A 25,567-nucleotide genomic window follows, 5' to 3' on the forward strand; every position below is an offset into this window, starting at 1 on the left:
TTAGTCACCACGCCTTCAGGAGGCCTTTGTGAGTATTCGAGTTGGAATCAACGGTTTTGGCCGCATCGGGCGCAACTTCCTCCGCGCCGCGCTGCAAAGCGAGAACGGGTTCACCGTTGTTGCGGTCAATGACCTGGCAGATCCGGAACAGCTGGCACACCTGCTGAAGTACGACTCGGTTGCAGGCCGGCTCGCTGAAGACGTACGCGTGGTGGACGGCGACCTCAAGGTCGGCAACCAGACCATCAAGGTCCTCGCCGAGCGCGATCCGGGCAGCCTTCCCTGGGGCGACCTGGGCGTGGACATCGTCATCGAATCCACCGGCCTGTTCACCAAGGCAGCCGACGCCGAGAAGCACATTGCGGCCGGCGCGCGGAAGGTCCTGATTTCCGCTCCGGCGAAAGATGAGGACTTCACCGTGGTGATGGGCGTGAACGACGGCGATTACGACGCCGAGAAGCACAACATCATCTCCAACGCCTCCTGCACCACCAACTGCCTGGCACCGATGGCAGACGTGCTGAACCGCGAATTCGGCATTGAGCAGGGCCTGATGACCACCATTCACGCCTACACGGCAGACCAGCGCCTGCAGGATTCCCCGCACAGCGATCTTCGGCGTGCCCGCGCCGCCGCCCTGAACGTGATCCCCACCTCCACCGGAGCAGCCAAGGCCATCGGCAAGGTGCTTCCGGATCTGAAGGGGAAGCTTGACGGTTATGCCATGCGTGTTCCGGTTCCCACGGGTTCCGCCACCGACCTGACCGTTACGGTCAGCCGCGAAACCACTGCGGAAGAAGTGAACGAGGCGTTCCGTGCCGCGGCTGCCTCGGACCGCTGGTCCGGCATCCTCACGTACACCGAGGATCCGATTGTCTCCTCGGACATCGTCGGGGACCCGGCTTCCTGCATCTTTGACTCGGGCCTGACCAAGGTCCAGGGCAACCAGGTGAAGATCGTGGGCTGGTACGACAACGAGTGGGGTTACTCCTCCCGCCTGGTGGACCTCACCGCGCTGGTGGCTTCCAAGCTGGGCTAGTTCGGCTTAGGGAATCCTTTTCCCCGCCGAGAGGGCAGAAACGGCTCGTTTGAACGCTGAAACGAGCCGTTTCTGCCCTTTCGCTTAAGGTGGGAGAACTTCCGGGCCCGGTCGCTTGAAAGGGCCAGGAGGATGAGTACATCCAGCGCATAGGCCGGACGCTCGCTTTGCAGGACCTGGTCCGGATCGCCCGCTATGAACGTTGCGCCCTGCAGGACGATGGAGATTGAACTCAGGACCATGGCTGTGATCCGGGCCCAGTTGGCCCCCTGCAGGACCAGCAGCGCCAGGCTGATTTCGAAGGCGGAGAACACCAGCAGTACGATCGCGGCCGGGACGTACACGTCCGCGGCGGCAAACAGTTCGCGGTCCTCCCCGGCAAGATCCGCCACCCAGGTCCGTTCTGCCGAGCCGGTGAAGAGCAGTCCGGCCACTGCGAGGGCGGCGGCCACGCGCAGCAGGATCAGCACCGCGCCAACCACGATCGGTGCCGGACGCCCCGCCCGGTGGCGTCCCCGCCTTCCGCCTAGCTGGTCCTCATAGGCCCCGCGCACCGCGCCGGCGTCGAGGACCGGCAGGTTGCCGTCCGTGCGGATGCTGTCACCGCCGCCGTTGCGTGAATGGTAGCCGGAGGAAAAGTCGGGGATCACTGTCAGGGAGACTGCCCGGGAGGCGCCAAGCACGGATTCAACAACGTGGTCGCGCTCATGGTCTACATCCGGGCTGATCCGGTGGGTCACCTGCAGCGTGAAGTATGAAAGTCCCACGGCGCGGTCGTAGGACGCGGCGGCCAGCCAGTCCACGGCGATCCCGCCGGGCAGTTTCCAGCCGTCCGGACACTTCCAGAACCGGATATGGTGCCGTTTGCCGGGATTGCCGTCCACTTCCTGCTGATAGGCGAAGTCCTGCTGGCGTTCAAACAGGAAGAGCGGCGAAACCGGTGCCGCGTCGTAGCTCCGGCGGAACAGCGTCGAGGTGATGATCCTGCGGCTGCTGGCCAAGTCCACGGGGTCCGCCTGCGTCCAGCCGGCCGTCCGCATCAGCGCGTGCAGCTGCCCGGCGTTTCCATTGAACGCCAGGTTCACCGGATCGCCGAAGAGTCCGTCGCTGGTCCGGGTGCGGCCCATGAAATAGTCCGGTATGTAAATGGTGGTCAGGATCTTGTGCAGCCGGGGCAGCACCAGATAGGCAAGCGCGGCCCAGAAGAACACCAGGAACCAGAGCCGGCTGAAGCTCAGGCTTTCATCCAGGAGCAGCACGGCAAACCAGATCGCTGCGAGCCCGCCGAAGACGAAGAACCCCCAGTCGAAGGCTGCCTCGACGGCGGCCCGGCGCGTGCGGGCCGGGCCGTTCTGAGTATCAGCCAGATCCTGGGACATCCTTGCCTCCGTGGCCGGCGCGGGTGATGTCCGCCAAAATTAGCCCGGTTGCCGGGCCACCCGAAAGGGCAGCAGGCCGTATGCCGGTCCGGACGCACCTAACGTCCCTCCAATGCAGCGGGTCAGCGGATGCTCTCATACGCGTCCAGCGCGTGGCGCCGTGATTCTTTCAGATCCACCAGGGGCTCGGGGTAGCCCGGAGCCAGGGCATCAGGCACCCAGCGGGAGATATAGGCGCCGTCGGGGTCGAAGCGCTTTGCCTGCGTCTCCGGGTTGAAGATGCGGAAGAAGGGCGCGGCGTCCGCGCCGGATCCGGCAACCCACTGCCAGTTCGCCGGGTTGCTCGCAGGGTCTGCATCCACGAGGGTTTCCCAGAACCACTCTTCACCGACCCGCCAATGGATGCCCAGGTTCTTGATCAGGAAGCTCGCCGCCACCATCCTCACCCGGTTGTGCATCCAGCCCATGTGCCAGAGCTGGCGCTGGCCTGCGTCTACGAGTGGAATTCCGGTCAACCCGGCCTTCCACGCATCCAGTGGCTCCAGGTCATCCTGCCGGCTTTCCGTTGGCGCGGCCGGCCCGGCGCCGCGCAGCACGGCAGGAGTCTGCGCGGCGCCCCCGGGGTGGTCCCAGGGGAAGCCGTCGAAGGCCGGGCGCAGGTTCCTGGTAGCCAGGTCCGGATTGTGGAAGAGCTGGTGCCAGCAGAACTCGCGCCAGCCGATCTCCGTGCCGAACGCGCCCGGACCCGGGCCGTTCCCGCGTACCCTGGCCAGCGCATGCCAGACCTGGAACGGACTCACATGGCCCCACCGCAGGTAGGGGGAGAGCCGGCTGGTTCCCGGTTTTGCCGGACGGTCCCTGCCGTCGTCGTAATCCTGGACCGGTCCGTCGAGGAAATCCTCCAGCGCCTGGAGTCCGGCCTCCTCGCCCGGCGTCCACGCTTCGGCCAGCCCGGCGGACCAGTCGGGGTGCTTCGGCAGCAGGTCCCAGCTGTCCAGGTCATCACCGGAGGGCAGGCTCGACGGCGGACCGCCGGTTGTGGCGGGGGGATCCAGCGGGGCCCGGAAATCCTGGGCGGAAACTGCACGCCAGAACGGAGTGAAGACCCGGTACGGACCACCCTGTCCGGTTCGAACGGTCCATGGCTCATGCAGCAGGGAAGCCTGAAAGCTCTCCGCGTGGACATCCGCGTCAGCTGCCCATTCCTTGACTGCCGAGTCCACCTCGCGTTCGGGCCCTCCGTAACGTCGGTTCCAGAACAGGTGGCCGGCGCCGGAGTCACCGGCGAAGGCCGTCACTGCCTTCAATGCGGGTCCGCGCAGGAGTACCAGCGGAATGCCGAGGGCGGCGAGGTCGGCACGCAGGGCCAGCAGCGCATGGTGAAGCCACCATCTCGCCGCAGAGCCGAGCGGGCGGATGCCGGGAGACTCCTCGTCCAGGACGTAAACAGCTACTGCGCTGCCCTCCTGGACTGCGGCCAGCAGGGCAGGGTTGTCCGCCGTGCGCAGGTCGTCGCGGAACCAGGCGATGGAGACCACGGGCGGTCCTTTCCTCGGAAATGTTGCCGGTACCAGAGACCCTACCCGCGGGGCGGCGCGGTGGGGGGAGGTGGCCGGACGCGGCGCCCTTCGAACTCCGCTGTGTTCTTCGGCACGAAACTAGTTGTCTCAGGCAACCACTTGTATAGTTGACCTAAATCAACTATCAGCAGGAGTCCGATGCCCCCCGCAGTTAACGCCCCAACAACCGCGCCCGAACAGCCGGCACAAACGAAGAAAACACGCCGCACGGTGTCACCCGATGGATCCATGACCCACCGCCAGGTGCTCGAGTCCCTGTCCGGACTGCTCCTGGGCATGTTCGTTTCAATCCTTGCCGGAACCGTGGTCTCCACGTCCCTGCCGCTGATCATCTCGGACCTCGAGGGCGACCAGTCCGCCTACACCTGGGTGGTCACCGGAACACTGCTCGCAACGACCGTGTCGACGCCGCTGTGGGGTAAATTTGCGGACCTGTTCAACCGGAAACTGCTCATCCAGCTGGCCCTGGGCATCTTTGTGCTCGGCTCTGCACTGGCCGGCTTCTCCCAGGACACCGGAACGCTCATTGTCTTCCGCGTGCTCCAGGGGCTTGGTGCCGGCGGGCTCGCGGCGCTGAGCCAGATCATCATGGCGGACATCATCAGCCCCCGTGACCGCGGCAAGTATGCCGGCCTGTTTGGTGCCGTCATGGCGGTTGGAACGGTCGGCGGGCCGCTGCTTGGCGGCGTCGTAACCGACGCCTTCGGGTGGCGCTGGAACTTCTTCATCGCGCTGCCCGTTGCCATCGCAGCCATCATCCTGCTGCAGCTCACCCTGCACCTGCCCAAGCACGCCAAGCGGAAGGTCCACATCGACTACCTTGGCGCGGTGCTGATCGCCGGCGGCGTGTCGCTGCTGATGATCTGGGTGACCCTGGCGGGCAACCAGTTCGGCTGGGCTTCGCTTGCGTCCTTCCTGATGGTGGCCGGTTCCGCAGTCCTGCTGATTGCTGCCGTGCTGGTGGAGTTCAAGTCACCGGAACCGATCATTCCGCTGTCCATGTTCAGGAACCGCACGTTCACGCTTGCCGTGGTCGCCAGCATCTCCGTGGGTGTTTCGATGTTCGGGACCTCGGTGTTCCTGGCCCAGTACATGCAGCTGGCCCGGGGCGCCACGCCCACACAGTCCGGGCTGCTGACCATTCCCATGATGGCGGGCCTGCTGATTGCATCCACAGTATTCGGCGGCGTGATCAGCCGGACCGGCAAGTGGAAGGCCATCATGATCTCCGGCGGTGTGCTCACCGTGCTGGGGACTCTCCTGCTGGGCACCCTCACATACGAAACCAGCCTGGTGCTGGTGGGAATCTACATGGCCGTCCTCGGCGCCGGCCTGGGCATGCTCATGCAGAACCTGGTGCTGGTGGTCCAGAACTCGATTGAGGTCAAGAATCTGGGCGTCGCCACCAGCGCCGTCACCTTCTTCCGCAGCCTCGGCGGCACCGTGGGTGTCTCGGTGCTCGGATCGGTGCTGGGAACGATCGTGTCCTCACGGATTAAGGACGGAATCACCGCGCTGGCTCCGGCTGACCAGGCGGCTGCCGCCTCAGCACTGGGCAGCGGCACCATCCCGAAAATCTCCGAGCTGCCCTCCGCGATCGCCGCCCTGGTGGAAAGCGCCTACGGAGTCGGCGTCGGGCACGTGTTCATGTACAGCGTGCCACTCGCCGTGGTCACCCTGGTCGCCGTGGTCTTCCTGCCGAACGCCCAGCTGGGCCGCCAGAATGCCGTACAGCTCAAGAAGGCTGCGTCCGACAGCGCCGCTGCCCGGGAGACTGAACCTGCGGAGCCTGCACTCTCCGCCGCGGCAACGGGATCCGCCGCCCTGATCGATCCGTCCGCACCGTCCGGCCAGCCGGGCAGGCAGCGCGACGGACAGTGAGCCCGGAGGGGAACTCCCGGGAGCAGGCGCAGCGCGAGGTTGAAGCCAACCTGCGCCTGCTCACCGAGGTGGTCCGGACCCGGATGCGTGAGGCCGCCAGGGCGGTGGATCCCTCGCTGTCCCTGTTCGGGCTGAAGACGCTCCAGCTGCTTAAGCGCTTCGGGCCGCTGCACTCCGGGGCCGCGGCTGAGCTGCTGATGGTGGACAAGAGCGTCATCAGCCGGCAGTCACGCCAACTCGAGGCACTGGGCCTGATCGAGGTTTCGCCGGACCCTGCGGACAGGCGGGCGCGGGTGCTGGTACTGACTCCGGCGGCGGCCGACCGGGTTACGGCCGTCCACACCGGGATCATGCTGGATCCGGCTGTGCTGGGGTCCTGGTCCACCGAGGACCTGCACCGGTTCTCCGGGTACCTCGCCCGGCTCGGCGGAAGCAGGCGCTCCGGGCTCGGGGCTACCCTGTCTCCGCCGGGACAGCCGGCGCCCGACGGCGGCGCTCCGGTCCAGCGGGCTGGCTGAGTACGGGAGCCTCGCTGCGCCGGGCAGCCAGCCTGGCAAACGGCCCGCCGGCAGCGGCGAGTTCGGCGGGGGTTCCCTGCTCGACGATCCGTCCGGCGTCCAGCACCACCACCTGGTCAGCGTTCTGCACCGTGGAGAGCCGGTGGGCGATGGTGAGCGTGGTGCGTCCTGCGGAGAGTCTTTCAAGGGCCAGCTGGACCCGGGCCTCAGTGGTGTTGTCCAGGGCGGAGGTCGCCTCGTCAAGCACCAGGATCGGGGGATTGCGCAGAATGGTCCTGGCGACCGCCAGGCGCTGCTGTTCACCGCCGGAGAAGCGGTGCCCGCGGGCTCCCACCAGCGTGTCGAGTCCGTCCGGGAGGGCGCCGACCGCGTCCGCGATCTGCGCGGTTGCCAGAGCGTGCCGCAGTTCCGAGTCCGTCGCATCCGGCTTGGCAAGCAGGAGGTTCTCCCGCACCGAAGCGTGGATCAGGTACGTCTCCTGGGAAACTACCCCCACAATCCGGGACAGGTCTTCGGGCGCCAGCTGAGCGACATCCACGCCGTCAATCGCGACCCGCCCGCTGGCCGGATCATTCAGCCGCGGCACCAGTGATGCGAGAGTGGACTTGCCTGAACCGGTCGCCCCCACGACTGCGGTGGTGGTTCCGGGCGGCAGCGTCAGGCTAACGCCGCGCAGAACCGGTGCATCGCCGTCGTACGCAAACTCGACGTCCTCGAAGCGCACCTCGCCGCGTACCCGATCCGGATCCACAGGTATCGGATGAAGCGGAGCCTTTAGCTGCGGCTCAAGGTCGAGATACTCAAAGATGCGGCTGAAAAAGGCCAGCGCGGTGACCCACTGGACGCCGATGTCCAGCAGGCCCATCACCGGCCGGAACACCGCCGCCTGCAGCCCGGTGAAGGCGACCAGGGTGCCGATTGTCATGCCGGCGCTGGCGGCTGGGAAGCCTGCGGCCAGGTAAATCACCGCCGGAATTGCGGCGAAGACCACCTGCATGGTTGCCATCCGCCAGCGGCCGGCGAGCTGGCTGCGCAGCTCCAGCCCCACAAGGATCTGGGAGCGTGCGGTGAAGCGTTCGGCGTCGCGCGGGATGGTGCCAAGGGTTTTGGCAAGGCGGACTCCGGAGACGGAGAGCCCCTCTTCCACTTGGGTGTGCAGGGCGGCGAGTTCGCGCTGGCGTTCGTCGGTAACCGTGCGCCGCAGCTTCGCGACCCTGCGGGAGAGCCAGACGGCGGGCGGAAGAACTGCCAGGGAAATCAGGCTGAGTCCGGGGGAGAGGGCGGCCATGGCTGCTGCCGTGGCGACCGTGGCGGTGAGGTTCGCGGCCACGCCGGTAGCCGTTGTTGTGACCACCGACTGCATGCCGGAGATGTCATGCGTGAGCCGGGACTGGACTTCGCCGCCGCGGGTGCGGATGAAGAAGCCCTGGGACTGGGCCTGCAGATGGGTAAACAGTTTCACCCGCAGGGTGTGCATGACCTGCTGGCCCATTTTGGTAGCCAGCCAGGTCTGTACGACGCCGATCGCGCTCGTCAGTGCGGCGACGCCCACCATGGATGCCGTCAGGATTGCCAGGAGCCGCAGGTTCTGGTTGGGCAGGGCATCATCGATCACGGCACGCACCAGGAACGGCTGGGCGAGGTTGACCACGGAGGCTGCGGAAATCAGGGCAATGACGACGGCGATGGTCCGCTTGTGCGGTGCGAACAGTGCCGCGATGCGCCGCAGGCTGACGGGGTGGCGGCTGAGCTGTTTCCGATCCGCCGGGTTGAGCCGTGCCGGTCCCCGTCCGCCTCCGCCGCCGGGGCCTGAGGTGCCTGGGACGGCGCCGGGACCGTCGGGCATTCCGGCACCTGGGCGTTCGCGCGGGTTGGATGGGGTCAAAGGTTCCTCCTTGTGCAGTCCGGGCGCCGCGGGGGTGGCTGCGTGCAGCCCGGATATGTAGAGGTTACCTCATTATGAGGTTAGCGCCTAGAAGTGCTTCCTGTCACACTGGCGGTTTCCGGTGCCTGAGGCCGTAGGTTGAAGTGCATGACGATAACGCTCCGCCGCGCCGACTTCTCGGATTCCCGGCTGGCCCACTTCCTCCAGTCCCATCTGGATGACCTGCGGCCCACTGCGCCGGCCGAAAGCCGGCATGCGCTGAACGTGGACGCTCTCCGCCAGCCGTCCGTCCGCCTCTGGGCGGCCTGGGATGGTGAGTCCATGGCCGCGACCGGCGCACTCGCTGTCCTGGAACCCGGGCACGAGGAACTCAAGTCCATGCGGACGGCTCCTGGCCTGCGCGGCCGCGGTGTCGGGCGGTTAATGCTGCAGCATCTCCTGGAAGACGCAGCTGCCCGCTCTGTCCAGCGGATCTCGCTGGAAACCGGAAGCATGGACTTCTTTGCTCCGGCGCGGCGGCTTTACGAGAGTGCCGGGTTCGTTGCCTGTGCCCCGTTCGGTAGCTACCGGGAAGACCCCCACAGTGTGTTTATGCGCCTGGACCTGCCCGGGCAGGTCCGTCCTGCCCCGCTAACCTGATCCGTTCCGGCGCCGGAACGCCTCGTACTCCTGTGGCTACCTCACAGTGCGGTTCCTCACCGACTAGCTAGACTGAAGACATGCCGCGTTCCTCAGCAGATTCAGCCACCCTGGGCGAGCTGATGCACGCCGCCTTCCGGGGCCTGCGTGGCCGCTGGATGAAACAGCTGGCACCGTTTGACCTGACGCCGCACCAGTTCCGTGCGCTGAATGCCGCGGCGCGGAGAGGGAACGACGGGGGGCTCCGGCTCAAGGACCTGGCAGAGTCGCTGCGCATCGCACCCCGGTCAGCCACTGAAGTCGTGGACCAGCTCGAGGCGAAAAACCTGGTGCATCGCGAGCCCGATCCGTCCGACCGGCGGGCCACACTGATCACGCTCACCGAACAAGGCGCCCGCATACGCTCCGAAGTCCGGGAAGACCGGGCACGGCAGGCAGACGAATACTTCGCGGCCCTTTCCGCGGAAGACCGGGCAGAACTCGAGAGGATCCTGGGCCAGTTGGCGGGGGAAGCCTCTCCAGGCCGCAGCCGGCACGGCTGATCCCCCGGCAGCGGAAAACCGGGCGGGAAGCAGGTGCCGCAGGGAGAACTTCGGCCGCACAGACACCTCCGCGCAGCACCGGGCCTGTGCGCCGGACCGGGGTGCACGTACCGTCAATGGGGACAGTGGTTGTCTCAACGTTCGGTACCCGCGGCAGGTCAGCGGCATCCCGGGAGGTAGTTCCCATGCCCGCACACGAACCGCGCTCAGGCCGCGGCGCAGAACCTGCTTCAGGCACCCGATATCGGGGCAGCCGGGCAGGAGCCTATTTCTCACCGCGCACCTGGCTTCTTCCCCTGCTGGTCCTGCTCCTTCTGGGCGGGGCCGGCTCAGCCCTATATATTGGCGGACTGGGCAGCCCGGAGAGCAACCTCAACCACCTGCCGGTCGCCGTCGTTAACCGGGACCAGGGTGCTGACACACCGACCGGCCAGGAAAACTTCGGCGAGAACATCACCAGCACCATGGAGGCGGACTTCGCCAAGACGGACAAGATCGAACTGCGGCCGCTGAGCTGGGATGACGCCCAGCACCAGCTGCGCACCGGGCAGGTCTTCGCCGCGGTGGTGGTGGAGGAGGACTTCTCGGAAGCCGCCGTCTCACTGGTTTCCTCATCGCTGACCGACGGCGATGCCAGCAGGCCGGAGATCATGCTCTACACCAATCCGCTGGCGAGCCCGCTCGCCAGCGAGCTTGCGGCAGACGCCGTCGAACCGGCGCTGCAGCAGGCCAGCATCAGCCTGGGCGAACAGCTGGAGGACGCGGCGCGCCAGGTCCAGGGAGAGGCGGCCGAACGCCAGGGTGCCGAGCTGACCGAGGCCGGAGTCCCGGCCCAGGTGCAGGAACAGCTGGCTCCGAAGATAAACGGTACCTCCGCGGAGGTGCTGCGGGATCCGATCCAGCTCACCCAGGGGGCTTTCCAGAAGCCACCGGACGGCGCCGCGCTGGGCATGGGCGCCTTCTTCTACTCCGTGCTGCTGATGGTGGTGGGCCTGAGCGGTTCGGTGACCCTGCACTTCCTGGTGGACTCGCGGGTGGGCGTGCTGCCGGTGGAGCTTGGTCCCCGCTACGTCCTGGGCCCCAGGCTGCTTCCGGCACGCTGGTCGGCGTTCCTGCTCAAGTGGGGTATCGCCGTCGTGGCCGGGCTGCCAACCGCCGGCCTGATGATGTGGGTTGCCCACGCCGTCGGCATGCCCATTCCGCACGGTGGCTGGTTCTTCTTCAGTACCTGGCTGTCCATTGTCACGGTGTCCGCGGTGACGTTTGCCCTGATTACGATCTTTGGCAGCGCCGGCATGGTGCTGTCCCTGATCTACGTGGTGTTCATGGGCCTTCCGGCTGCCACCGGCGTGGTGCCGCTGGAGACCCTGCCCGCGTTCTTCGCGTTCATCGCGCGCGGTGAGCCGCTGTACCAGATGACCATCGCCAACAAGGCGGTTCTCTATTACGACGCCGAGGCCTCCGCCGGACTGCAGGCAGGGCTGGTTGGGATGGGAGTCATCATCCTTGCCGCGGCGGCGCTGGCCCTGCTGTTCTCGGTTCTGTACGACCGGATGCACGGAGTCCGCGAGGCGGCGGCTGACGTTGAAAAGGGGACCGCCCGGGCCGCTTAGGAGGCAGGCCCGACCCACCGTGAGGAGCCGACATTTCCGGGGCCGGTTTGGCGGCAGGGCCCGGCGGTGGGAAAATCCGAAGATGCCCCCTATGCAGAATTCGAGCCGTTTACAGAACATCCGTTATGACCTGAGGGGGCCGGTCCAGGCGGTCGCCAAGCAAATGGAAGCGGCCGGACAGCGGATCCTCAAAATGAACCTGGGGGACCCGGCACCCTTTGGCCTGGAGGCGCCGGAGTCGATTGTGGTGGATATGATCCACCACCTGCGCGGTGCGCAGGGCTACAGCGACTCGAAGGGCATCTTCTCAGCCCGAACCGCGATCTCGCAGTACTACCAGACCCGCGGCCTGATGCAGATCGGCGTAGAGGACATCTGGGTTGGCAACGGCGTCAGCGAACTGATTTCGATGACGCTCCAGGCGTTCCTGGAGCCCGGCGACCAGGTGCTGATCCCGGCACCCGATTATCCGCTTTGGACCGCCTCGGTCATGCTCTCCGGCGGAGAAGCCGTGCACTACGCGTGCGACGAGCACAACAACTGGTGGCCGGACATGGCGGACGTCGAGGAGAAGATCAGCGACCGCACCCGCGCGATCGTGATCATCAACCCGAACAACCCGACCGGCGCCGTCTACCCCCGGGAGGTCCTGGAACAGTTCGCGGACCTGGCCCGGCGCCACAACCTGGTGCTCTTCTCGGATGAGATCTACGAGAAGATCGTCTACCGCGGGGCGGAACACATTCATACGGCCACCGTGGCCGGTGACCTGCCGGTGCTGACATTCTCCGGGCTCTCCAAGGCCTACCGGATGCCCGGTTACCGGGCCGGATGGGTGGCACTGACCGGCAAGCGCACCGACACCGCCGCGTACCGGGAATCACTGGACCTGCTGGCCTCCCTGCGCCTGTGCGCCAATGTGCCTGCGCAGCATGCCATCCAGACCTCACTGGGCGGATACCAGAGCATCAACGATCTGGTGAAGCCGGGCGGACGACTGGCAGAACAGAGCGACCTCGCCTGCCGCCTGCTCAACGGCATCCCCGGAGTCAGCTGTGTTCCGGCCTCCGGAGCCATGTACCTGTTCCCGAAGCTGGACCGTGCCTTTTACCCGTTCGACGACGACGAGCAGTTTGTCCTTGACCTGCTCGAGGAACAGAAGATCCTCGTCTCGCAGGGAACCGCGTTTCACTGGCCGGATCCGGACCACTTCCGGTTCGTCATCCTGCCCGCGGAGGAAGACATCCGCGACGCCGTGAACCGGATCGCGGAGTTCCTTGCCGGACACCGGGCGGAGGCGGCAGCAGAGACCAGCGCCGGAGATGCCGCATTCGACCACCAGGTCCCCGCCCAGGCCTAGCCATTGCGGTGCCCGGGCCGCTGCGCAGATCGCCGGTGAGCCCGGCGGAGCAGGGCTTCTGCTTCCGTGCTCCCATCGAGGGACGATCCGCAAATATCCCCGCTGCAAGTGGAAATGAACGTATCTGCGGTTTATTGTCGTTGCATGCCTAGCCTGCGAGTTGCCGAAGCGGCACGGTTCATGGGTGTCAGTGATGACACGGTACGCCGCTGGATCGACAACGGTACCCTGACCGGGCGCCGGGACGCCAGCGGCAGGCAGGTCATCGACAGCCTGGAGCTGGCGCAGCTCGCCCGCCGCCAGGCACAGCTGCCGGAGGACCCGACGGAAATAGCCAGCTCAGCGAGGAACCGCTTTGTGGGCCTCGTGACGGACATTGTCATGGACAAGGTGATGGCACAGGTGGAGCTGCAGTGCGGCCCGTTCAGGGTGGTTTCGCTTATGAGTTCCGAGGCGGTGCGCGAATTGGGCCTGGAGCTGGGATCCACGGCAACCGCGGTAGTGAAAGCGACCAATGTCATGGTTGAAACGCCATCGGGAAAGAAGCATCCGTGAACCGGTGCCGTCTCGATACGGCTGTGACCGCTCTGCTTTTGACCGGTGCGCTGGGACTGAGCGGGTGCTCCAGCCAGTCCCCACGGCCACGGGAAGAGAGTGCGGAACTCACCGTGTTCGCCGCAGCGTCCCTGGCCGTGCCTTTCACCCGGCTGGCGGAGGACTTTGAAGCGGCGCATCCCGGGACGGCGGTGCGGCTCAACCTGGCCGGTTCCGCAGATCTTGCCGCCCAAATCCTCGCCGGCGCGCCGGCGGACGTTTTCGCCTCTGCCGACGAGGCCAACATGGCCAAAGTGGCGGGCGGGGGGATGGCCGCCGGGGACCCGCTGGACATTGCCACGAATACCCTGACCATTGCGGTTGCGAAGGGTAATCCGGCAGGCATCACCGAATTTGCGGACCTGGCTGGGACCGGCGCGCAAGTCGTGGTCTGCGCCATGCAGGTTCCCTGTGGTGCTGCCGCTGCAAAGCTGGCAGAATCCGCAGGCCTCCGCCTGTCGCCGGTCAGCGAAGAATCTTCCGTGACGGGAGTCATGGGCAAGGTGGCGTCTGGTGAAGCCGATGCCGGTCTGGTCTACGTCACCGACGTCCGTGCCGCTGGCGGCAAAGTCCAGGAGGTGCCCCTTCCCGAGGCAGGGCTGGCGGTGAACCGGTATTCCCTTGCCCGGCTGACCGGCTCTGCCGATGCCGGTCTGGCGGATGCGTTTGTCCGCTTCGTCCATGGCACCGAAGGCCGGGCAGCCCTGCGAGAGGCCGGCTTTGGCGTCCCCTAGCGGCGCGGTGCCGCTGCCCCGCTGGACGCTGGCCGGTGCCGTTGCCGGAGCGCTGTTCCTGCTGCTGCCGCTGGCCGCGATCACCGCGGAGGTCAACTGGGCAGAGTTCATCCCCCTGGTGGCCTCGGAATCCTCTCTCGCTGCCCTGTCCCTGAGCCTGCGCACCGCAACCGCAAGTACCCTGCTCTGCATCCTCCTGGGTGTGCCGCTGGCGCTTATCCTTGCCCGGACGCGGTTCCCGGGAAAACGGCTGGTCCGGTCCCTGGTGCTGCTTCCCCTGGTACTGCCGCCGGTAGTTGGCGGCATAGCCCTGCTGTATACCTTCGGCCGGCAGGGGCTGCTTGGCGGAGCGCTCGAACTGCTCGGTGTCCAGGTTGCCTTCTCGACCGCCGCCGTCGTGCTGGCACAAACCTTCGTGGCCCTGCCGTTCCTGGTGCTGACCCTGGAAGGTGCCCTGCGGACCGCCGGAACCCGCTATGAAGCCGTCGCCGCAACGCTCGGCGCGCGCCCCTGGACAGTCCTCCGCCGCGTTACTGTCCCGCTGGTGCTGCCAGGGCTGGCCAGCGGCGCGGTGCTTTCCTTTGCCCGCTGCCTTGGCGAATTTGGCGCCACCCTGGCCTTCGCCGGCAGCCTGCAGGGCGTCACCCGGACCCTGCCGCTGGAGATTTACCTGCAGCGGGAGGCCGACGCCGACGCCGCGGTGGCGCTCTCGCTGGTGCTGGTAGTGGTGGCCGTCCTCGTGGTGGGACTGTCCTACCGTTCTGTCCCTGCCCGCACCGCTTCCACTTCTGCCGAGGGACGTCCTGCCCCGTCCGGCGCTGCGGCCTGATGGCACTGCGCATGCGGGCGGAGCTGCCCGGGCGGCGAATCGACGTGGCCTTTGACATTGGGGACGGTGAGACCGTGGCCCTGCTGGGGCCCAACGGGGCCGGGAAATCGACCGTCGTCTCACTGCTTGCCGGCCTGATCGACGCCGAACGCGGCCGGGCTGAGCTGAACGGCACCACGCTCTTCAGCCTCTCGAACGGCAGAGGCGTGTCCCTCCCGGCTTACCGCCGCGGAACGTCCCTCCTGGCCCAGGAAGCGCTGCTGTTTCCGCACCTGAGTGCGGAGGAAAATGTTGCATTCGGCCCGCGGAGCATGGGCACTGGGCGCAAGGCGGCCCGGGCAGCTGCGCGGAGATGGCTGGCCGAGACCGACGCCTCTGCACTTGCCGCCAAGCGGCCGGGTGAACTTTCGGGCGGCCAGGCGCAGCGGGTAGCCCTGGCCCGCGCTTTGGCCGCGGAACCTGACCTGCTGCTCCTGGATGAGCCTATGGCTGCCCTGGACGTTGAAACGGTTCCCCTCATGCGCCGGCTGCTGAAGCGTGTACTGGCCGGGCGCAGCGCCCTGATCGTCACGCATGACGTGCTCGATGCACTCACCCTGGCAGACCGGGTGCTGGTGATGCAGGAGGGGCAAATAGTCGAATCCGGCCCGCCCGCCGAAGTGCTGCGCCGCCCGCAGAACCCCTTCATGGCCAGCCTGGCCGGACTCAACCTGGTCCGTGGCACAGCCAGCGGTGGTCGTCTGCTGGCCCCCGGGGGACTGGAGTTTCCAGTGCCTGACGCGGGGGCTGCCCCGCAGGCCGGCGTCCCCCACCTGGCCGTGTTTCCGCCGTCGGCCCTTGCGGTTAGAAGGCCGGGCGCACGCGCCGGCGCGCTCCCGGGCAGGGAAATCCTGGACGTGACCATTACGGATCTTGAGCCGCAGGGGGATCGGATCCGAGTGCGGGGCGCCGGCCTGGCAGCGGACATCAGCCCGGCCGCCGCGGCCGAGCTGTCCCTGGGCGTGGGTGAGAGGGCGCAGTTCCTGCTTGATTCATCTGCCGTGACAAGTTACCCGGCATTGGCGGTGCCGGACCGGCCCGCCGGTTAGTACAGCTTGATGGAGCCGCCGTCCGCCATGAGGGTCTGGCCCGTCATGTAACGGGCGTTGTCGCTGGCCAGGAATGCGACGACGGGCGCGATGTCCGTTTCCGGATCACCGAGCCGTCCCAGCGGGATGCCGTCAAGTACCTCCTGGTACGCATCCGGGAAGGCTTTGCTCCACTGCACGATTCCCGGGGTGAAGGCGACGGGAGAGACCACGTTGACCCGGATGCCGTCAGCCGCCCACTCGGTGGCGGCCGTCCTGGTAATGGCGCGGATGGCTTCCTTGGCGGCGGAATAGGCCACCTGGTTGGGCAGGCCTTTCATGCCGGCGCCGGAAGCAAAGTTGATGATGCTCCCGCGAGTCTTCTTCAGTTCCGGGTACGCGGCGCGCATCAGGTGGAACGTGGCCATGGTCCCGGTGTTGAAGGACAGCTCCCAGATTTCCCTGGTGGTTTCCAGGATGGAAGCCTGCTTCGACGCGTGGGCATTGTTGACCAGGATGTCGAGGCCGCCGAAGCGCTCAACGGTTTCCGCGACGATCGCGGCTGCGTTCTCTTCGACCGAGATGTCTTTGGCCAGAAAGATGACCTCGCCGTCCAGGTCCGCCAGCAGTTGGTCTCCTTGGTGCTGGTCGATATCGACCACCGCGACCCGGGCTCCTTCGGCCAGGAACCGCCGGACGATTCCGCGGCCGATGCCTCCGGCGCCGCCGGTCACGATCGCGGTCTTATTCTTCAGCTGCATGGTTTTCCTTTCGTGAGACCGGCTCCCGGGAAGAGCCCGGTGGCTGGGCGCGGCTGGATTCGATGCCGCGGATGAAGTTCGCCACCAGGAAGTCCAGGGACTGCCGGGAGACCTCGTCATTGATGCTGCGGTGCTGGAACCGGTTGGCCCGGGGGTGGCCGTCGGTGCCCTGCGTGCCGGGTTCGCCGGCGTACTGCCCCGACCCGGCCGGTGCAGAAGCAGTTGGAACCGGCTCCTTCCCCGCGGAGGATGCGCCGGGAGCGGCGGCCCCGGCAACGGTCACGGTGCCGATGACTGCCGCCGAGACGCCCAGCAGGCAGTCAAACCCCTCATCTTCATCCAGCCCGGCGGTGGTCAGGGCCCCGAGCAGGCGTTCCACATCGGCCGGCGCAGCCAGGTTGACCAGCCGGCGCGGGCTCAGGACGATGCCCAGCAGCCAGGGGTGGACCGTAAAGGTCCTCCACAGGGATCCGGCCATGTGCGCCAGCATCTCCTGCCAGGGTTGTTCGCCCTCCGGCAGCAGCGAATTGCTTTTCACGGCGTCGGCCATCAGCAGGAGCAGTTCCTGTCGGCCGGCTACGTGGCGGTAGAGCGCCATGGCCGAGACGCCAAGGTCTCCGGCGACCCGGCGCATGCTGACTGCCTCCAGTCCCTCTTCATCCGCGATCCGCGCCGCAGCCCGGGCTATTCCTGCGGAGCTGAGCGGTTGGTGAGCTGCCATGGGACTGCCTCCGAACGGTTGTTCCGGTTCAGCACCGGAGCGCCTGGCGAATCCGGTTCCGTTTACAGTGTAAACCCGCTTGGCAGTGCGTTTGAGCAACGGGCCGCTTCTATACTCGCGCAATGGAAGGCCAACCCCGGATCCTAGTCGTCGAGGACGACCTGCGCCTGGCGCAGATGCTCACGGAGATCCTCGAATCAGAGGGATACGCCGTGATTGCCGCCCATGACGGACAACGCGCCCTGCACGAGGGCCTCACCCGCGACTTCGACGTCCTCCTGCTGGACCGTGGCCTGCCGGCGATCGAAGGCCTTGACGTCCTGGCCAGGCTGCGAAGCAGGGGAGTGGCCCGCCGTCCGCGACAGGTTTTCCCCGCGCTGACCTGCATGACCTGGTGTTTCCGGACGCGGAAGACGACGGCGTGGTGGACACCTACGTCCACTACCTTCGCCGGAAGCTCGGCAGGCCCGCAGTCATGACAGTGCGCGGAATCGGCTACCGGCTGGGCAAGCCGGCGTGAGGCGGCGCTTGTTCCGGCCCGGGCAGGGGAACGGCGCCGAGCCGCGACGTGCGGCGCGCCGGCTTGCCCTGCAGTTCACGGCACTGACCGTCGTGCTGCTCTCGCTGGCCGGAATGGTCGTCTACTATCTCGCGGCGACGGGCGCCGAAGGGGCGCTGCAGGACCGCCTTGAGTCGGCGGCTGAGCTGAACAACCCGCGGGATGCCCCGCTGGACATCTTCCTTGCTGTCTACGACCGCGGCAGGGTGAGCGTGTCGAGGGATATGCCTGAAGGACTTCCAGTCGAATCGTCACTTGCCGCGGTTGCGGCCGGCGGAGGGGAAGTTCAGGAAACCGTAGAGGCGTCTGGAACAACGTTCCGGGTGCTAACCAGGACTGACGGCCGTGACGTAGTCCAGGCTGCGATCGATACCTCGGAAACCCGGGCGCAGCTGCTCCGGCGCCGATTGGGCACCGGTTCTACGGAGGGCGGACCGGCAGAACGCGTCGTCCCAGTGCAGGAGTTCGTGGAGTCCGGCCTGGAGGACATCATCGCCGACGCGCAAGTGCTGACCGGAATCCTCGAGGACCTCCTGGAGTCCGCCGATCCGCGCCGTGCAGGCCCGCCCGAACCCGTTGATCTTAGTGCAGCGGCCCGGAAGGGTGCTGAAGCCTTCGGCCCCACCCTCAGCGGGCACGGCCTGCGGCTGCTGCTGGATGTTCCCGAAACGCCGGTCAGGGTCCGTGCCGGTGCGGCAGCGGTGCAGCGGATCGTCACTGCATTGCTGGCGAACGCATCCGACTATGCCCGGTCCACGGTCTGGGTGCAGGTATCGGCACGCGGTGGGGAAGGCGTTCTCCGGGTTTCCGACGACGGCCCTGGCCTTATGAAGGCGCAGGTATCCACACTCTGATTGTGAAGGTGAATACAACCATGGAGATTGGCCGTAAAGCCAAGAAAATCATTGTCTGGAGTGCCAGTGGGCTGGCCGCGGCCGGCTTGCTGACCGGTACGTTCATCACGGGCATGGCCGTTGCGGATAACACGGAGCCCGCATCAGCTACGTCTGAAGTAGACGGCGCCCGTCCCGAGCCTCCCCAGCGGGGGCAGGCGGAAAATCCGCCCGGGAACAACGGCCGCCAGCATGACGACAGCCAGCACAACGACAGCCGGGACGGGGATTCCCAGGACAAGGATTCAGGGAACCAGGACGCACCGGATCAGGGCAGGCAGGACAGGGGAACCAGGAACGACGGCTAGCCGCGGACTGACGGGCCGGAACATGACGGTGGACGTGCGGGCATGCCAGACCGGAATCGACACGGACATCCGGAGACCGGCGGTGAAGCCACGGACGTTCCTGCCGAGGGCTAAGGCTCCTCCGGCCCCGGCTGCAATGAGTGCACTGCAGCGCGGCTGGCAGGCAGACCGGGGGAGAATGGTCCGGTGAACATTTCCAAACCCGACCGGGAACTGCCCTTGGGGCCTTTCAATCTCCGAGTGCTGGGCCGTGGACTGGTTTTCGCGGCGTCGCTGCCGGTGGCCGCGGCAGCACTGGGAAGGGGCGTGGAACCGGTTATCCCGGACGGCCCGGTCCGTCCGGGAGGCACCGCAGTCGTACAGGCACCGCCCGGCACAGGCAAGACCACCCTCGTACCGCCCCTGGCAGCCAACCTGGTGGCGGGCGGTACGACGGGGAACAGTGGAGTCGGCCCCGCACCTCGCGTCATTGTCACCCAGCCCCGCCGGGTGGCTGCCCGCGCTGCCGCCCGCCGGCTGGCGGAGCTGGACGGCAGTGCAGTGGGGAAGCGCGTTGGATACACCGTCCGCGGCGACAGCCGCAGCAGCGCGCAGACCCTGATCGAATTCGTAACCCCGGGGATCCTGCTGCGCCGGCTGCTGGCCGATCCGGGTCTGGAAGGTGCGGGCGCCGTCGTGCTGGATGAAGTCCACGAACGCGGCCTCGAAACCGACCTGCTTCTTGGCATGCTCGCTGAAGTGCGCCAGCTGCGGCCGGACCTGCTCCTTGCGGCCATGTCCGCCACTCTGGACACGGAGCGCTTCGCCGAACTCGTGGGTTCACCCGAATTGCCGGCTCCGGTGATCGACTGCCCGTCAACGCTTCATCCGCTCCGCGTGCAATGGGAACCGCCCGCCGCAGCACGCCTGGACGAACGCGGGGTCACGCCCGCCTTCCTCGATGCCCTGGCCAGGCTCGCCGCGCGGGAGCACGCACGGACGCTGGCCGGAGACCCGGATGTTGATGCCCTGGTCTTCGCTCCGGGCGCCCGGGAGGTGTCCAACGTTGCGCGGGTCCTTCGACACGAGGCCGGACCTGGCACCGAAGTCCTGGAACTGCATGGCCAGGCACCGCCCGCCGAACAGGACCGGGCCGTTTCCGGGCGGTCGCCCGGGGACAGGCCACGCATCATCGTGTCCACGTCCCTGGCCGAGTCTTCACTCACCGTTCCCGGGGTCCGGCTGGTCGTGGACTCCGGGCTGGCGCGTGAGCCCCGGCGGGACGCCGCCCGAGGGATGAGCGGGCTCGTCACCGTCAGCGCTTCGCGGGCCTCGGCCCGGCAGCGGGCCGGACGCGCGGCGCGCCAGGGACCCGGTACCGTTGTCCGGGCCTATTCGGAGGCTGCCTATGCCGCGTCGCCGGCCCACCCCACGCCCGAGGCCGCAGCCGCGGACCTTACCGCCGCCGCGCTGATTCTTGCCTGTTGGGGAACGCCGGGCGGCCGTGGCCTGGCACTGCCGCAGGAACTTCCCCAAGCTGCCCTGGCAGACGCTGAGTCTGTCCTGAAAGGCATTGGCGCAATAGATGCTGACGGAAAGGCCACCGCGACGGGACACCTGCTGGTCCGCATCCCGGCGGATCCGCGTCTGGCCCGTGCGCTGATTGATGGTTCCGGGCCGCTTGGCGCCCGCACTGCTGCTGAAATCACTGCCATGCTCGCCGGGGACAGGCGGCCTGCCGGTGGTGACCTGGTGCGGCTTCTCTCCGCGCTCCGCTCGGGCAAGGACCCGGGTTCCGCCTCCTTCGTCCGTGAGGCGCGGCGCCTGCAGCGGCTGGCTGAATCGGTTGGACAGCCTGTCCCGGCAAAGGACACGGCAACGGCCACGGCCGCCGGGGACGCAGTGGGGACCATGGTGGCCCTGGCGTTCCCGGACCGGGTGGCGCGGCGCGTTTCCGGGGCCGACGGGGAGCAGTACCTGCTGGCATCCGGCACCCGGGCCGGCCTGCCAGCTGACAGCCTGCTTCGCGGACATGACTGGCTGGCAGTGGCCGAGGTTGCCCGGGCCGCGGGGCGCGCTGCGGCGGGTACCGGTGCGGTTATCCGCGCCGCAGCGCCCCTTTCCCAGGAGGCCGCGGAAGCAGCAGCCTTCCAGCTGCTCACGCGGGAAGTCTCTGCACTGTTCGTTGCCGGCAAAGTGTCCGCCCGGGTGGTCTCGCGGCTTGGTGCCATCGAGCTCTCCGCGACTCCGGTCCGGCCCGCCGCGGACGCGGGACGGTCCGCCGTAGCACGGGCCATCGCGGTGCAGGGCCTGAAGGCCGTTGGCTGGTCTGCGCCTGCCGATGCACTTCGCCGCCGGCTGGCGCTGCTGCACCGGGTGCTCGGCCCGCCCTGGCCCGACGTCTCCGACCCTGCCCTGCTGGCAGGTCTGGAAGACTGGCTTGGACCGGAGCTGGAGGCACTGGCAGGGGGTGCGCGGGCGGCTGACGTCAATCTCCTGGACCCGCTGCGCCGTCTTCTGCCCTGGCCCGAGGCGGCCCGGCTGGACGAGCTGGCGCCGGAGAAGATCCTCGTTCCAAGCGGAACGCAGGAACGGATCAGCTACCCGGACGTGGACGACGACGGTCCGCCGGTGCTGGCCGTAAAGCTCCAAAAGTGCTTCGGCTGGGTCGAATCACCGCTCCTCGCCGCCGGAAGGATTCGGCTGCAGTTCCACCTTCTTTCCCCCGCGGGCCGTCCCCTGGCAGTTACCGGCGATTTGGCATCCTTCTGGTCCGGACCATACGCCCAGGTGCGCGCGGAAATGCGCGGTCGCTATCCGCGCCATCCGTGGCCGGAGGATCCGTGGAGCGCACCGGCCACCGCCCGGACAAAAGCCCGGGGGTGACGCTGCAGGCCAGCAGCATACCGACGCTCGCCAGGTCTGCCCGCACAAAAAAATCCGGCAACGCAGTTGAGCGTTGCCGGACTTCGCCGCTACTGTGCGCGGGCGAGGGGGCCTAGGTAACGGGTTCAGCGAGGGAACTGACGGCGCCCTGCCAGACGCCGTCGAGCACTGCTGATGCTTCATCCTCCGTGACGCCCAGGGACAGCGAGATCTCAGTGAGCAGGGGACGGCGGGCATGGCGCAGCATGTCCCGCTCAGCGTGGGAGAGTCCCTTATCCAGTGAGCGGAGGGTGAGGTTGCGGACCACCCTGGCAACATCGGTGATGCTTCCGCTGGCCAAGAGTTCAGTATTTTCCTTGAAGCGGCGGGACCACTGGGTTTCCTCGGTATCCGCCCCGGCCTTGAGAACTTCCATCAATTTCTGGAGCTGGACGCTGTCGAGGACCGGGCGCAGTCCCACCTCGCCTGCCTTCGCCAGCGGGACCCAAACCTCGAGCTTGTTCGCCTGGACCTCAAGTACGAGGTACTCCATCTCCTCTCCGCGGACTTTGCGGGAGGCGATCCTGCGGATGGCTGCGGGACCGTGGTGGGGGTGGACTACCGTCTGACCTACGTTAAACGTCAATGTGTTTACCTCTGGCTGCGTCGATTCCTGACCCGGTATCCACCCTGCGAGCCAGGTGGACAGGCGCGCTGGCGGGATACCGTCCCGCTGCAGGCCCGGCGAGCGCTGCGGCGGGAGCACGGGGGCGGTACCAGCACATGGGTGGAGGTTCTGCCGGCCGCGAGTCTGGCATGTTCCATTATTTCACGTCCCGGGTCATATGTGCCCGGCCTGGATCGGACGGGGATACCCGGAACCCGGAACGGTGGAGTCCGCCCGTCCAAACAGTTAAACCCGTCCAAACAGTTAAACCCGTCCAAACAGTTAAAGCAGGGTGCCCCTTCCGGTATTCGGAAGAGGCACCCTGGGTGCTGCACGGCAGGGGTGAAGCCGGACAGCCAAGCAGACTATGCGCGGTAGTAGACGGGGCCCGAGCCGAGGTTGGCGGTCGCGACAACGGTCTGGTTGCCGTTCATTCCGCTGTGGATGGCCTGGCCGTCGCCGATGTAGATGGCGATGTGGGGGACACCTGCTCCGCCGTTGGCGTAGTAGATCATGTCACCCGGCTGGGGGTTGGAAACCGGCGTACCGTAGGCAGCCAGCTGTGCGGGGGACAGGTCGCCGACCGAGTGGCCTGCTGCACGCAGTGCCTGCTCCACGAGGATGGTGCAGTCCTGTGCCGCGCCCAGCTGGGCATAGGCGGAGCTCAGCATGATTGCGCCGGCGCCGGAAGCTGCAGCAGCAGGTGCCGGGCTAACCGCCTGGGTGGTCACGTTGCTCTCGTATCCGGTGTAGGTTCCGGGATCGGTGTAGGTGGCAGCAGGAGCTGCGGCCTGGACCGGAGCCGCGTAGGTCTCAGCCGGAACGTATGTCTCCACCGGTGCTGCGGCAGCGGCCGGAGCTGCTGCGGCTTCACCGGAGACAGTGATGACGTCGCCGGGATAGATGATGGATTCAATGGACAGGCCGTTGAGTGCCAGGACGCTGTCCAGGGCCACGCCGTAGGATGCGGAGATTGCGCCCAGGGTGTCACCGGATACAACGGTATGGGTAACCGCTGCGGCCGGCGCCGGAGTCTCGGCTGCCGGGGCAGCTGCGGGCTGGGCCGCTGCGGGCTGGGCCGCCGGGGCGACGAAGGTGCTTGCTGCCGGTGCCGGGGTCTCGTCGATGACGGCGCTGGCCTGGGCCGGTGCTGCCATGCCGAACATCAGGCCTGAGCCTGCCACGACCGCTGCTGCGGTGCCGGTGACGGTGCGTGCCTTGACGGGTGCTGCTTTTGCGATCGTGGTCCAGATGCTGGACTCTGCGCAGTGACGTCCGCGATTCTTAGAAGACAAGGTATTACCTCTCCCTATACCTGCGAGGTGAGCTGTCGGGTTCGGATGGGAGTCACCCGGCCGCCGGTCTCATCCGGTCGGCTTAACCCCAAGGATTCAAAGGACCCAAAAAATTGGTTCCCCCGCCCCTGCCGTCGTTTTGCAAAAGGGACCCCGGCCAAGCGGCAGAGCTAGGTAACAAGCCCGGGGCGCCGCATCAGGTTTGCGGCATGCCAAGGACACTAACAGCAATCTCGGTTTGGTTCCAATTCGGTAACGGAGGCGTGTTGCTGTTGTGTGCAGTGGGGCACAGGTGATATTTGCACCGTGGGTCGTGGCGGTTTGCCCCTCAGGCCTCACTGGCCCCATGTCGGGCTGCACCGCCGGTACCGGTCCGGACCGCCTCACCGCTGGCAACGGCGGCGCCGAGGCGGGGACCGCTGCACACGCTCAAGGCCCGGAATTCCGGCGAAGGAGCGGTGCTGAGCACCAGTACAGCAGCGGAGGCATCCGTTCTCCAGCTGCGCAGCGGCTGCCTGAAGAGTCCTTGACCGCCACTCTCACCGGACCGCGTCCAGTGACGGCGAACGTACGCTGCTGTGCCCTCGCTCAACCGGTGTGCATGGTGGTGATTGACACATGAATTCATGACCCGGCGCAGTGAAATTTTCAGCCCGACGGCGGGGCCCCTTCGCGGATGCCAGGACGTTCCGCCGACCCGTCTGCAGTGGCGTAACTCCAGTTTGGCTGCTGATATTCCGCTCTTCGGACTTCAGCTCCGGGAAACGGAGCGGCGTACCGCAGCCCATGCCAGCCAGGAGCCGGCTGCGGTAGTGAGGACAGCGGCCACAGGCAGCAGCCACGTCGCCGAGGTTCCTCCCGAGGCGGATACGGCAGCGTAAAGCAGCCAGCAGAGAGTCAGTGCAGCACCTGCCGCGCCGGCACAAAACCCGGGGGATTTCCCCGAAGAAGCGCTCATGTACGCCGCTACGCTGGCGGGGCAGGCAAACGATCCGCCCAATATGGCACCGCCCGCGAGGGTCCAGAAAATATAGCCGCGCAGGTCTCCGGGCTCGACGGACGAGGCGACGTTGAGCTGGAAGTTCACCATGGCCAGTGCCATGCCTGCCAGGGAGCCCAGCGGGATCAGGAAAAAGACGGATCCCGCGGTCCGCACTGGGTTGTTGCGCATGGTCTCAACTCTATCCATGGCGGCAGTGACGGGCGGAATGAGACTCGAAGAACATCGATCTTTTTATGAATGACTCAGAATAACTGCTAGTCTCGTATCAGCGCCTGACGTATTTGCGCCAGGCATTTCCGTCCGTAGCCGGTCACCTGCAAAGGACCGGGGACCTGCGCAGCCTGCCCCGCAGGCGGCTCCCATTGCACCGCAACGCCGCCCAGGATCCGGCGTGCTTTGTGCTGCCCGGCTGCCAGCCACCATCCCAAGAGGAGAACAATGTTCGAGACCACCACTTCCATCCCCGCCCAGACTATCCAGGCCCGGGCCGCAGCCCGGCAGCCGGTCTCGGGCCATGCCTCAGCGTTCGTTCCCGGCAGCCGCGGTGCCGCGCTGGGCGGAAATTACGTCGCTGCCTTCAGCCAGTCCACGTCCGTGCCGCCCCGCCGGAACGGTTCCCGGCCGAGCCTGCCTTCCGGTCATGGATACACCGCGCGGTTCGACGGCGCGGCTCACCGTGTCTCGGCCGCAGCGGTGGACAGCTATACGGCTGCCTTCGGTTCTGCGGCTGGTGCAGCGAGCCGGTCACAGCACCCTGCCTCCGGCGGGCGCGGCAGTTACACGGACGCGAACCTGTAACTGCTCCGCACTCCGTCCCCGGCATTCCCCATCGGGACAGGCTCCGCTCTGGCATGAA

Annotated in this window: 24 protein-coding genes, 1 pseudogene and 1 riboswitch; of the genes and pseudogenes, 17 read left to right on the forward strand and 8 right to left on the reverse strand. The window is 67.0% G+C overall.

All coding sequences use genetic code 11. The features are described 5' to 3' along the window. The first annotated feature begins 28 nt into the window (after positions 1-28). A complete protein-coding gene (gene gap / locus ITX31_RS12995) occupies positions 29-1,039 on the forward strand; it encodes a type I glyceraldehyde-3-phosphate dehydrogenase (RefSeq protein ID WP_194783843.1) in 1,011 nt (336 codons plus the stop codon). Here gap and ITX31_RS13000 read toward each other — a convergent pair. Beyond that, positions 1,036-2,418: an LssY C-terminal domain-containing protein gene (locus tag ITX31_RS13000; RefSeq protein WP_194783844.1), complete on the reverse strand. Its 1,383-nt coding sequence runs from the start codon at positions 2,416-2,418 to the stop codon at positions 1,036-1,038. The genes gap and ITX31_RS13000 overlap by 4 nt on opposite strands. Before the next feature lie 122 nt (positions 2,419-2,540). After that, positions 2,541-3,956: a cryptochrome/photolyase family protein gene (locus ITX31_RS13005; RefSeq protein ID WP_194783845.1), complete on the reverse strand. Its 1,416-nt coding sequence runs from the start codon at positions 3,954-3,956 to the stop codon at positions 2,541-2,543. Positions 3,957-4,226: 270 nt separating this feature from the next. Here ITX31_RS13005 and ITX31_RS13010 point away from each other — a divergent pair, with 270 nt between their 5' ends. Continuing rightward, complete coding sequence (locus tag ITX31_RS13010) at positions 4,227-5,879, forward strand: MFS transporter (protein WP_194783846.1); 1,653 nt, start codon at positions 4,227-4,229, stop codon at positions 5,877-5,879. Beyond that, positions 5,876-6,397 carry a MarR family winged helix-turn-helix transcriptional regulator gene (locus ITX31_RS13015; RefSeq protein WP_194783847.1) on the forward strand — a complete coding sequence of 174 codons (522 nt, stop codon included), beginning with the start codon at positions 5,876-5,878 and terminating at the stop codon, positions 6,395-6,397. Before ITX31_RS13010 ends, ITX31_RS13015 begins: the two co-directional genes overlap by 4 nt. Here ITX31_RS13015 and ITX31_RS13020 read toward each other — a convergent pair. Beyond that, a complete protein-coding gene (locus ITX31_RS13020) occupies positions 6,333-8,243 on the reverse strand; it encodes an ABC transporter ATP-binding protein (protein WP_194784298.1) in 1,911 nt (636 codons plus the stop codon). The two genes, ITX31_RS13015 and ITX31_RS13020, sit on opposite strands and share 65 nt — an antisense overlap. Before the next feature lie 186 nt (positions 8,244-8,429). Here ITX31_RS13020 and ITX31_RS13025 point away from each other — a divergent pair, with 186 nt between their 5' ends. The 8 genes from ITX31_RS13025 to ITX31_RS13060 all read left to right on the forward strand — a co-directional run bounded on the left by ITX31_RS13025 (position 8,430) and on the right by ITX31_RS13060 (position 15,681). Next, complete coding sequence (locus tag ITX31_RS13025) at positions 8,430-8,921, forward strand: GNAT family N-acetyltransferase (protein ID WP_194783848.1); 492 nt, start codon at positions 8,430-8,432, stop codon at positions 8,919-8,921. An 80-nt stretch (positions 8,922-9,001) separates the two neighbouring features. Beyond that, the gene (locus ITX31_RS13030) at positions 9,002-9,463 is read left to right on the forward strand and encodes a MarR family winged helix-turn-helix transcriptional regulator (RefSeq protein ID WP_194783849.1); all 462 of its coding nucleotides are present in this window, start codon (positions 9,002-9,004) and stop codon (positions 9,461-9,463) included. A 185-nt stretch (positions 9,464-9,648) separates the two neighbouring features. Further along, a complete protein-coding gene (locus tag ITX31_RS13035) occupies positions 9,649-11,076 on the forward strand; it encodes a YhgE/Pip domain-containing protein (RefSeq protein ID WP_194783850.1) in 1,428 nt (475 codons plus the stop codon). Between the two features lie 82 nt (positions 11,077-11,158). Beyond that, positions 11,159-12,436 carry a pyridoxal phosphate-dependent aminotransferase gene (locus tag ITX31_RS13040; RefSeq protein WP_194783851.1) on the forward strand — a complete coding sequence of 426 codons (1,278 nt, stop codon included), beginning with the start codon at positions 11,159-11,161 and terminating at the stop codon, positions 12,434-12,436. Positions 12,437-12,580: 144 nt separating this feature from the next. Continuing rightward, positions 12,581-12,991 carry a TOBE domain-containing protein gene (locus tag ITX31_RS13045; protein ID WP_194783852.1) on the forward strand — a complete coding sequence of 137 codons (411 nt, stop codon included), beginning with the start codon at positions 12,581-12,583 and terminating at the stop codon, positions 12,989-12,991. 23 nt (positions 12,992-13,014) lie between these two features. Beyond that, positions 13,015-13,764 carry a molybdate ABC transporter substrate-binding protein gene (modA, locus tag ITX31_RS13050; RefSeq protein ID WP_194783853.1) on the forward strand — a complete coding sequence of 250 codons (750 nt, stop codon included), beginning with the start codon at positions 13,015-13,017 and terminating at the stop codon, positions 13,762-13,764. Beyond that, on the forward strand, positions 13,712-14,593 hold the full coding sequence (locus ITX31_RS13055; RefSeq protein ID WP_194783854.1) for an ABC transporter permease: 882 nt from the start codon (positions 13,712-13,714) through the stop codon (positions 14,591-14,593). Before modA ends, ITX31_RS13055 begins: the two co-directional genes overlap by 53 nt. After that, positions 14,593-15,681, forward strand: a complete 1,089-nt coding sequence (locus ITX31_RS13060) for a sulfate/molybdate ABC transporter ATP-binding protein (RefSeq protein ID WP_194783855.1) — start codon at positions 14,593-14,595, stop codon at positions 15,679-15,681. The genes ITX31_RS13055 and ITX31_RS13060 overlap by 1 nt, the downstream gene beginning before the upstream one ends. On the opposite strand, the gene ITX31_RS13065 is transcribed toward ITX31_RS13060, so the two are convergent. Both ITX31_RS13065 and ITX31_RS13070 read right to left on the reverse strand, forming a co-directional pair. Then, positions 15,678-16,421 carry an SDR family NAD(P)-dependent oxidoreductase gene (locus ITX31_RS13065; protein WP_194783856.1) on the reverse strand — a complete coding sequence of 248 codons (744 nt, stop codon included), beginning with the start codon at positions 16,419-16,421 and terminating at the stop codon, positions 15,678-15,680. The genes ITX31_RS13060 and ITX31_RS13065 overlap by 4 nt on opposite strands. Beyond that, positions 16,405-17,142, reverse strand: a complete 738-nt coding sequence (locus ITX31_RS13070) for a TetR/AcrR family transcriptional regulator (protein ID WP_194783857.1) — start codon at positions 17,140-17,142, stop codon at positions 16,405-16,407. The genes ITX31_RS13065 and ITX31_RS13070 overlap by 17 nt, the downstream gene beginning before the upstream one ends. A 176-nt stretch (positions 17,143-17,318) precedes the next feature. On the opposite strand from ITX31_RS13070, the pseudogene ITX31_RS16100 reads away from it, so the two are divergent. The 5 genes and pseudogenes from ITX31_RS16100 to hrpB form a co-directional block, all read left to right on the forward strand. Further along, positions 17,319-17,426, forward strand: a pseudogene (locus tag ITX31_RS16100) (DNA-binding response regulator); the annotation flags it as partial. Positions 17,427-17,566: 140 nt separating this feature from the next. After that, positions 17,567-17,662 (forward strand): winged helix-turn-helix domain-containing protein, encoded by a 96-nt coding sequence (locus ITX31_RS16105; RefSeq protein ID WP_323745678.1) that lies wholly within the window; start codon positions 17,567-17,569, stop codon positions 17,660-17,662. An 8-nt stretch (positions 17,663-17,670) separates the two neighbouring features. Further along, positions 17,671-18,555 carry a sensor histidine kinase gene (locus ITX31_RS13080; protein WP_194783858.1) on the forward strand — a complete coding sequence of 295 codons (885 nt, stop codon included), beginning with the start codon at positions 17,671-17,673 and terminating at the stop codon, positions 18,553-18,555. A 2-nt stretch (positions 18,556-18,557) separates the two neighbouring features. After that, positions 18,558-18,902, forward strand: a complete 345-nt coding sequence (locus tag ITX31_RS13085) for a hypothetical protein (protein ID WP_194783859.1) — start codon at positions 18,558-18,560, stop codon at positions 18,900-18,902. 192 nt (positions 18,903-19,094) lie between these two features. Next, the gene (gene hrpB, locus ITX31_RS13090) at positions 19,095-21,767 is read left to right on the forward strand and encodes an ATP-dependent helicase HrpB (RefSeq protein WP_194784299.1); all 2,673 of its coding nucleotides are present in this window, start codon (positions 19,095-19,097) and stop codon (positions 21,765-21,767) included. A 112-nt stretch (positions 21,768-21,879) separates the two neighbouring features. Here hrpB and ITX31_RS13095 read toward each other — a convergent pair whose 3' ends face one another. From ITX31_RS13095 to ITX31_RS13105, 3 genes are all read right to left on the reverse strand, one after another. Further along, on the reverse strand, positions 21,880-22,392 hold the full coding sequence (locus ITX31_RS13095; RefSeq protein WP_194783860.1) for a CarD family transcriptional regulator: 513 nt from the start codon (positions 22,390-22,392) through the stop codon (positions 21,880-21,882). A gap of 386 nt (positions 22,393-22,778) precedes the next feature. Beyond that, on the reverse strand, positions 22,779-23,708 hold the full coding sequence (locus ITX31_RS13100; protein ID WP_194783861.1) for a C40 family peptidase: 930 nt from the start codon (positions 23,706-23,708) through the stop codon (positions 22,779-22,781). A gap of 3 nt (positions 23,709-23,711) precedes the next feature. Further along, a riboswitch (cyclic di-AMP (ydaO/yuaA leader) is annotated at positions 23,712-23,862 on the reverse strand. Positions 23,863-24,459: 597 nt separating this feature from the next. Continuing rightward, complete coding sequence (locus tag ITX31_RS13105; protein ID WP_194783862.1) at positions 24,460-24,879, reverse strand: hypothetical protein; 420 nt, start codon at positions 24,877-24,879, stop codon at positions 24,460-24,462. A 270-nt stretch (positions 24,880-25,149) separates the two neighbouring features. Here ITX31_RS13105 and ITX31_RS13110 point away from each other — a divergent pair, with 270 nt between their 5' ends. Further along, a complete protein-coding gene (locus ITX31_RS13110; RefSeq protein ID WP_194783863.1) occupies positions 25,150-25,509 on the forward strand; it encodes a hypothetical protein in 360 nt (119 codons plus the stop codon). The last annotated feature ends 58 nt before the right edge of the window (positions 25,510-25,567 follow it).

This window comes from Arthrobacter gandavensis (assembly GCF_015355785.1).
In the GTDB taxonomy this organism is placed as follows: Bacteria; Actinomycetota; Actinomycetes; order Actinomycetales; family Micrococcaceae; genus Arthrobacter_B; species Arthrobacter_B gandavensis_A.

Excerpts from the sequence above, each read along its gene's own strand:
- ITX31_RS13105 (WP_194783862.1), bottom strand. The coding sequence starts at position 24,879 with ATGCGCAACAACCCAGTGCGGACCGCGGGATCCGTCTTTTTCCTGATC.
- ITX31_RS13045 (WP_194783852.1), top strand. The coding sequence starts at position 12,581 with ATGCCTAGCCTGCGAGTTGCCGAAGCGGCACGGTTCATGGGTGTCAGT.
- ITX31_RS13030 (WP_194783849.1), top strand. The coding sequence starts at position 9,002 with ATGCCGCGTTCCTCAGCAGATTCAGCCACCCTGGGCGAGCTGATGCAC.
- ITX31_RS13055 (WP_194783854.1), top strand. The coding sequence starts at position 13,712 with ATGGCACCGAAGGCCGGGCAGCCCTGCGAGAGGCCGGCTTTGGCGTCC.
- ITX31_RS13040 (WP_194783851.1), top strand. The coding sequence starts at position 11,159 with ATGCCCCCTATGCAGAATTCGAGCCGTTTACAGAACATCCGTTATGAC.
- ITX31_RS13020 (WP_194784298.1), bottom strand. The coding sequence starts at position 8,243 with ATGCCCGACGGTCCCGGCGCCGTCCCAGGCACCTCAGGCCCCGGCGGC.
- ITX31_RS13000 (WP_194783844.1), bottom strand. The coding sequence starts at position 2,418 with ATGTCCCAGGATCTGGCTGATACTCAGAACGGCCCGGCCCGCACGCGC.
- ITX31_RS13060 (WP_194783855.1), top strand. The coding sequence starts at position 14,593 with ATGGCACTGCGCATGCGGGCGGAGCTGCCCGGGCGGCGAATCGACGTG.
- ITX31_RS13010 (WP_194783846.1), top strand. The coding sequence starts at position 4,227 with ATGACCCACCGCCAGGTGCTCGAGTCCCTGTCCGGACTGCTCCTGGGC.
- ITX31_RS13025 (WP_194783848.1), top strand. The coding sequence starts at position 8,430 with ATGACGATAACGCTCCGCCGCGCCGACTTCTCGGATTCCCGGCTGGCC.
- ITX31_RS13035 (WP_194783850.1), top strand. The coding sequence starts at position 9,649 with ATGCCCGCACACGAACCGCGCTCAGGCCGCGGCGCAGAACCTGCTTCA.
- ITX31_RS13110 (WP_194783863.1), top strand. The coding sequence starts at position 25,150 with ATGTTCGAGACCACCACTTCCATCCCCGCCCAGACTATCCAGGCCCGG.
- ITX31_RS13070 (WP_194783857.1), bottom strand. The coding sequence starts at position 17,142 with ATGGCAGCTCACCAACCGCTCAGCTCCGCAGGAATAGCCCGGGCTGCG.
- ITX31_RS13065 (WP_194783856.1), bottom strand. The coding sequence starts at position 16,421 with ATGCAGCTGAAGAATAAGACCGCGATCGTGACCGGCGGCGCCGGAGGC.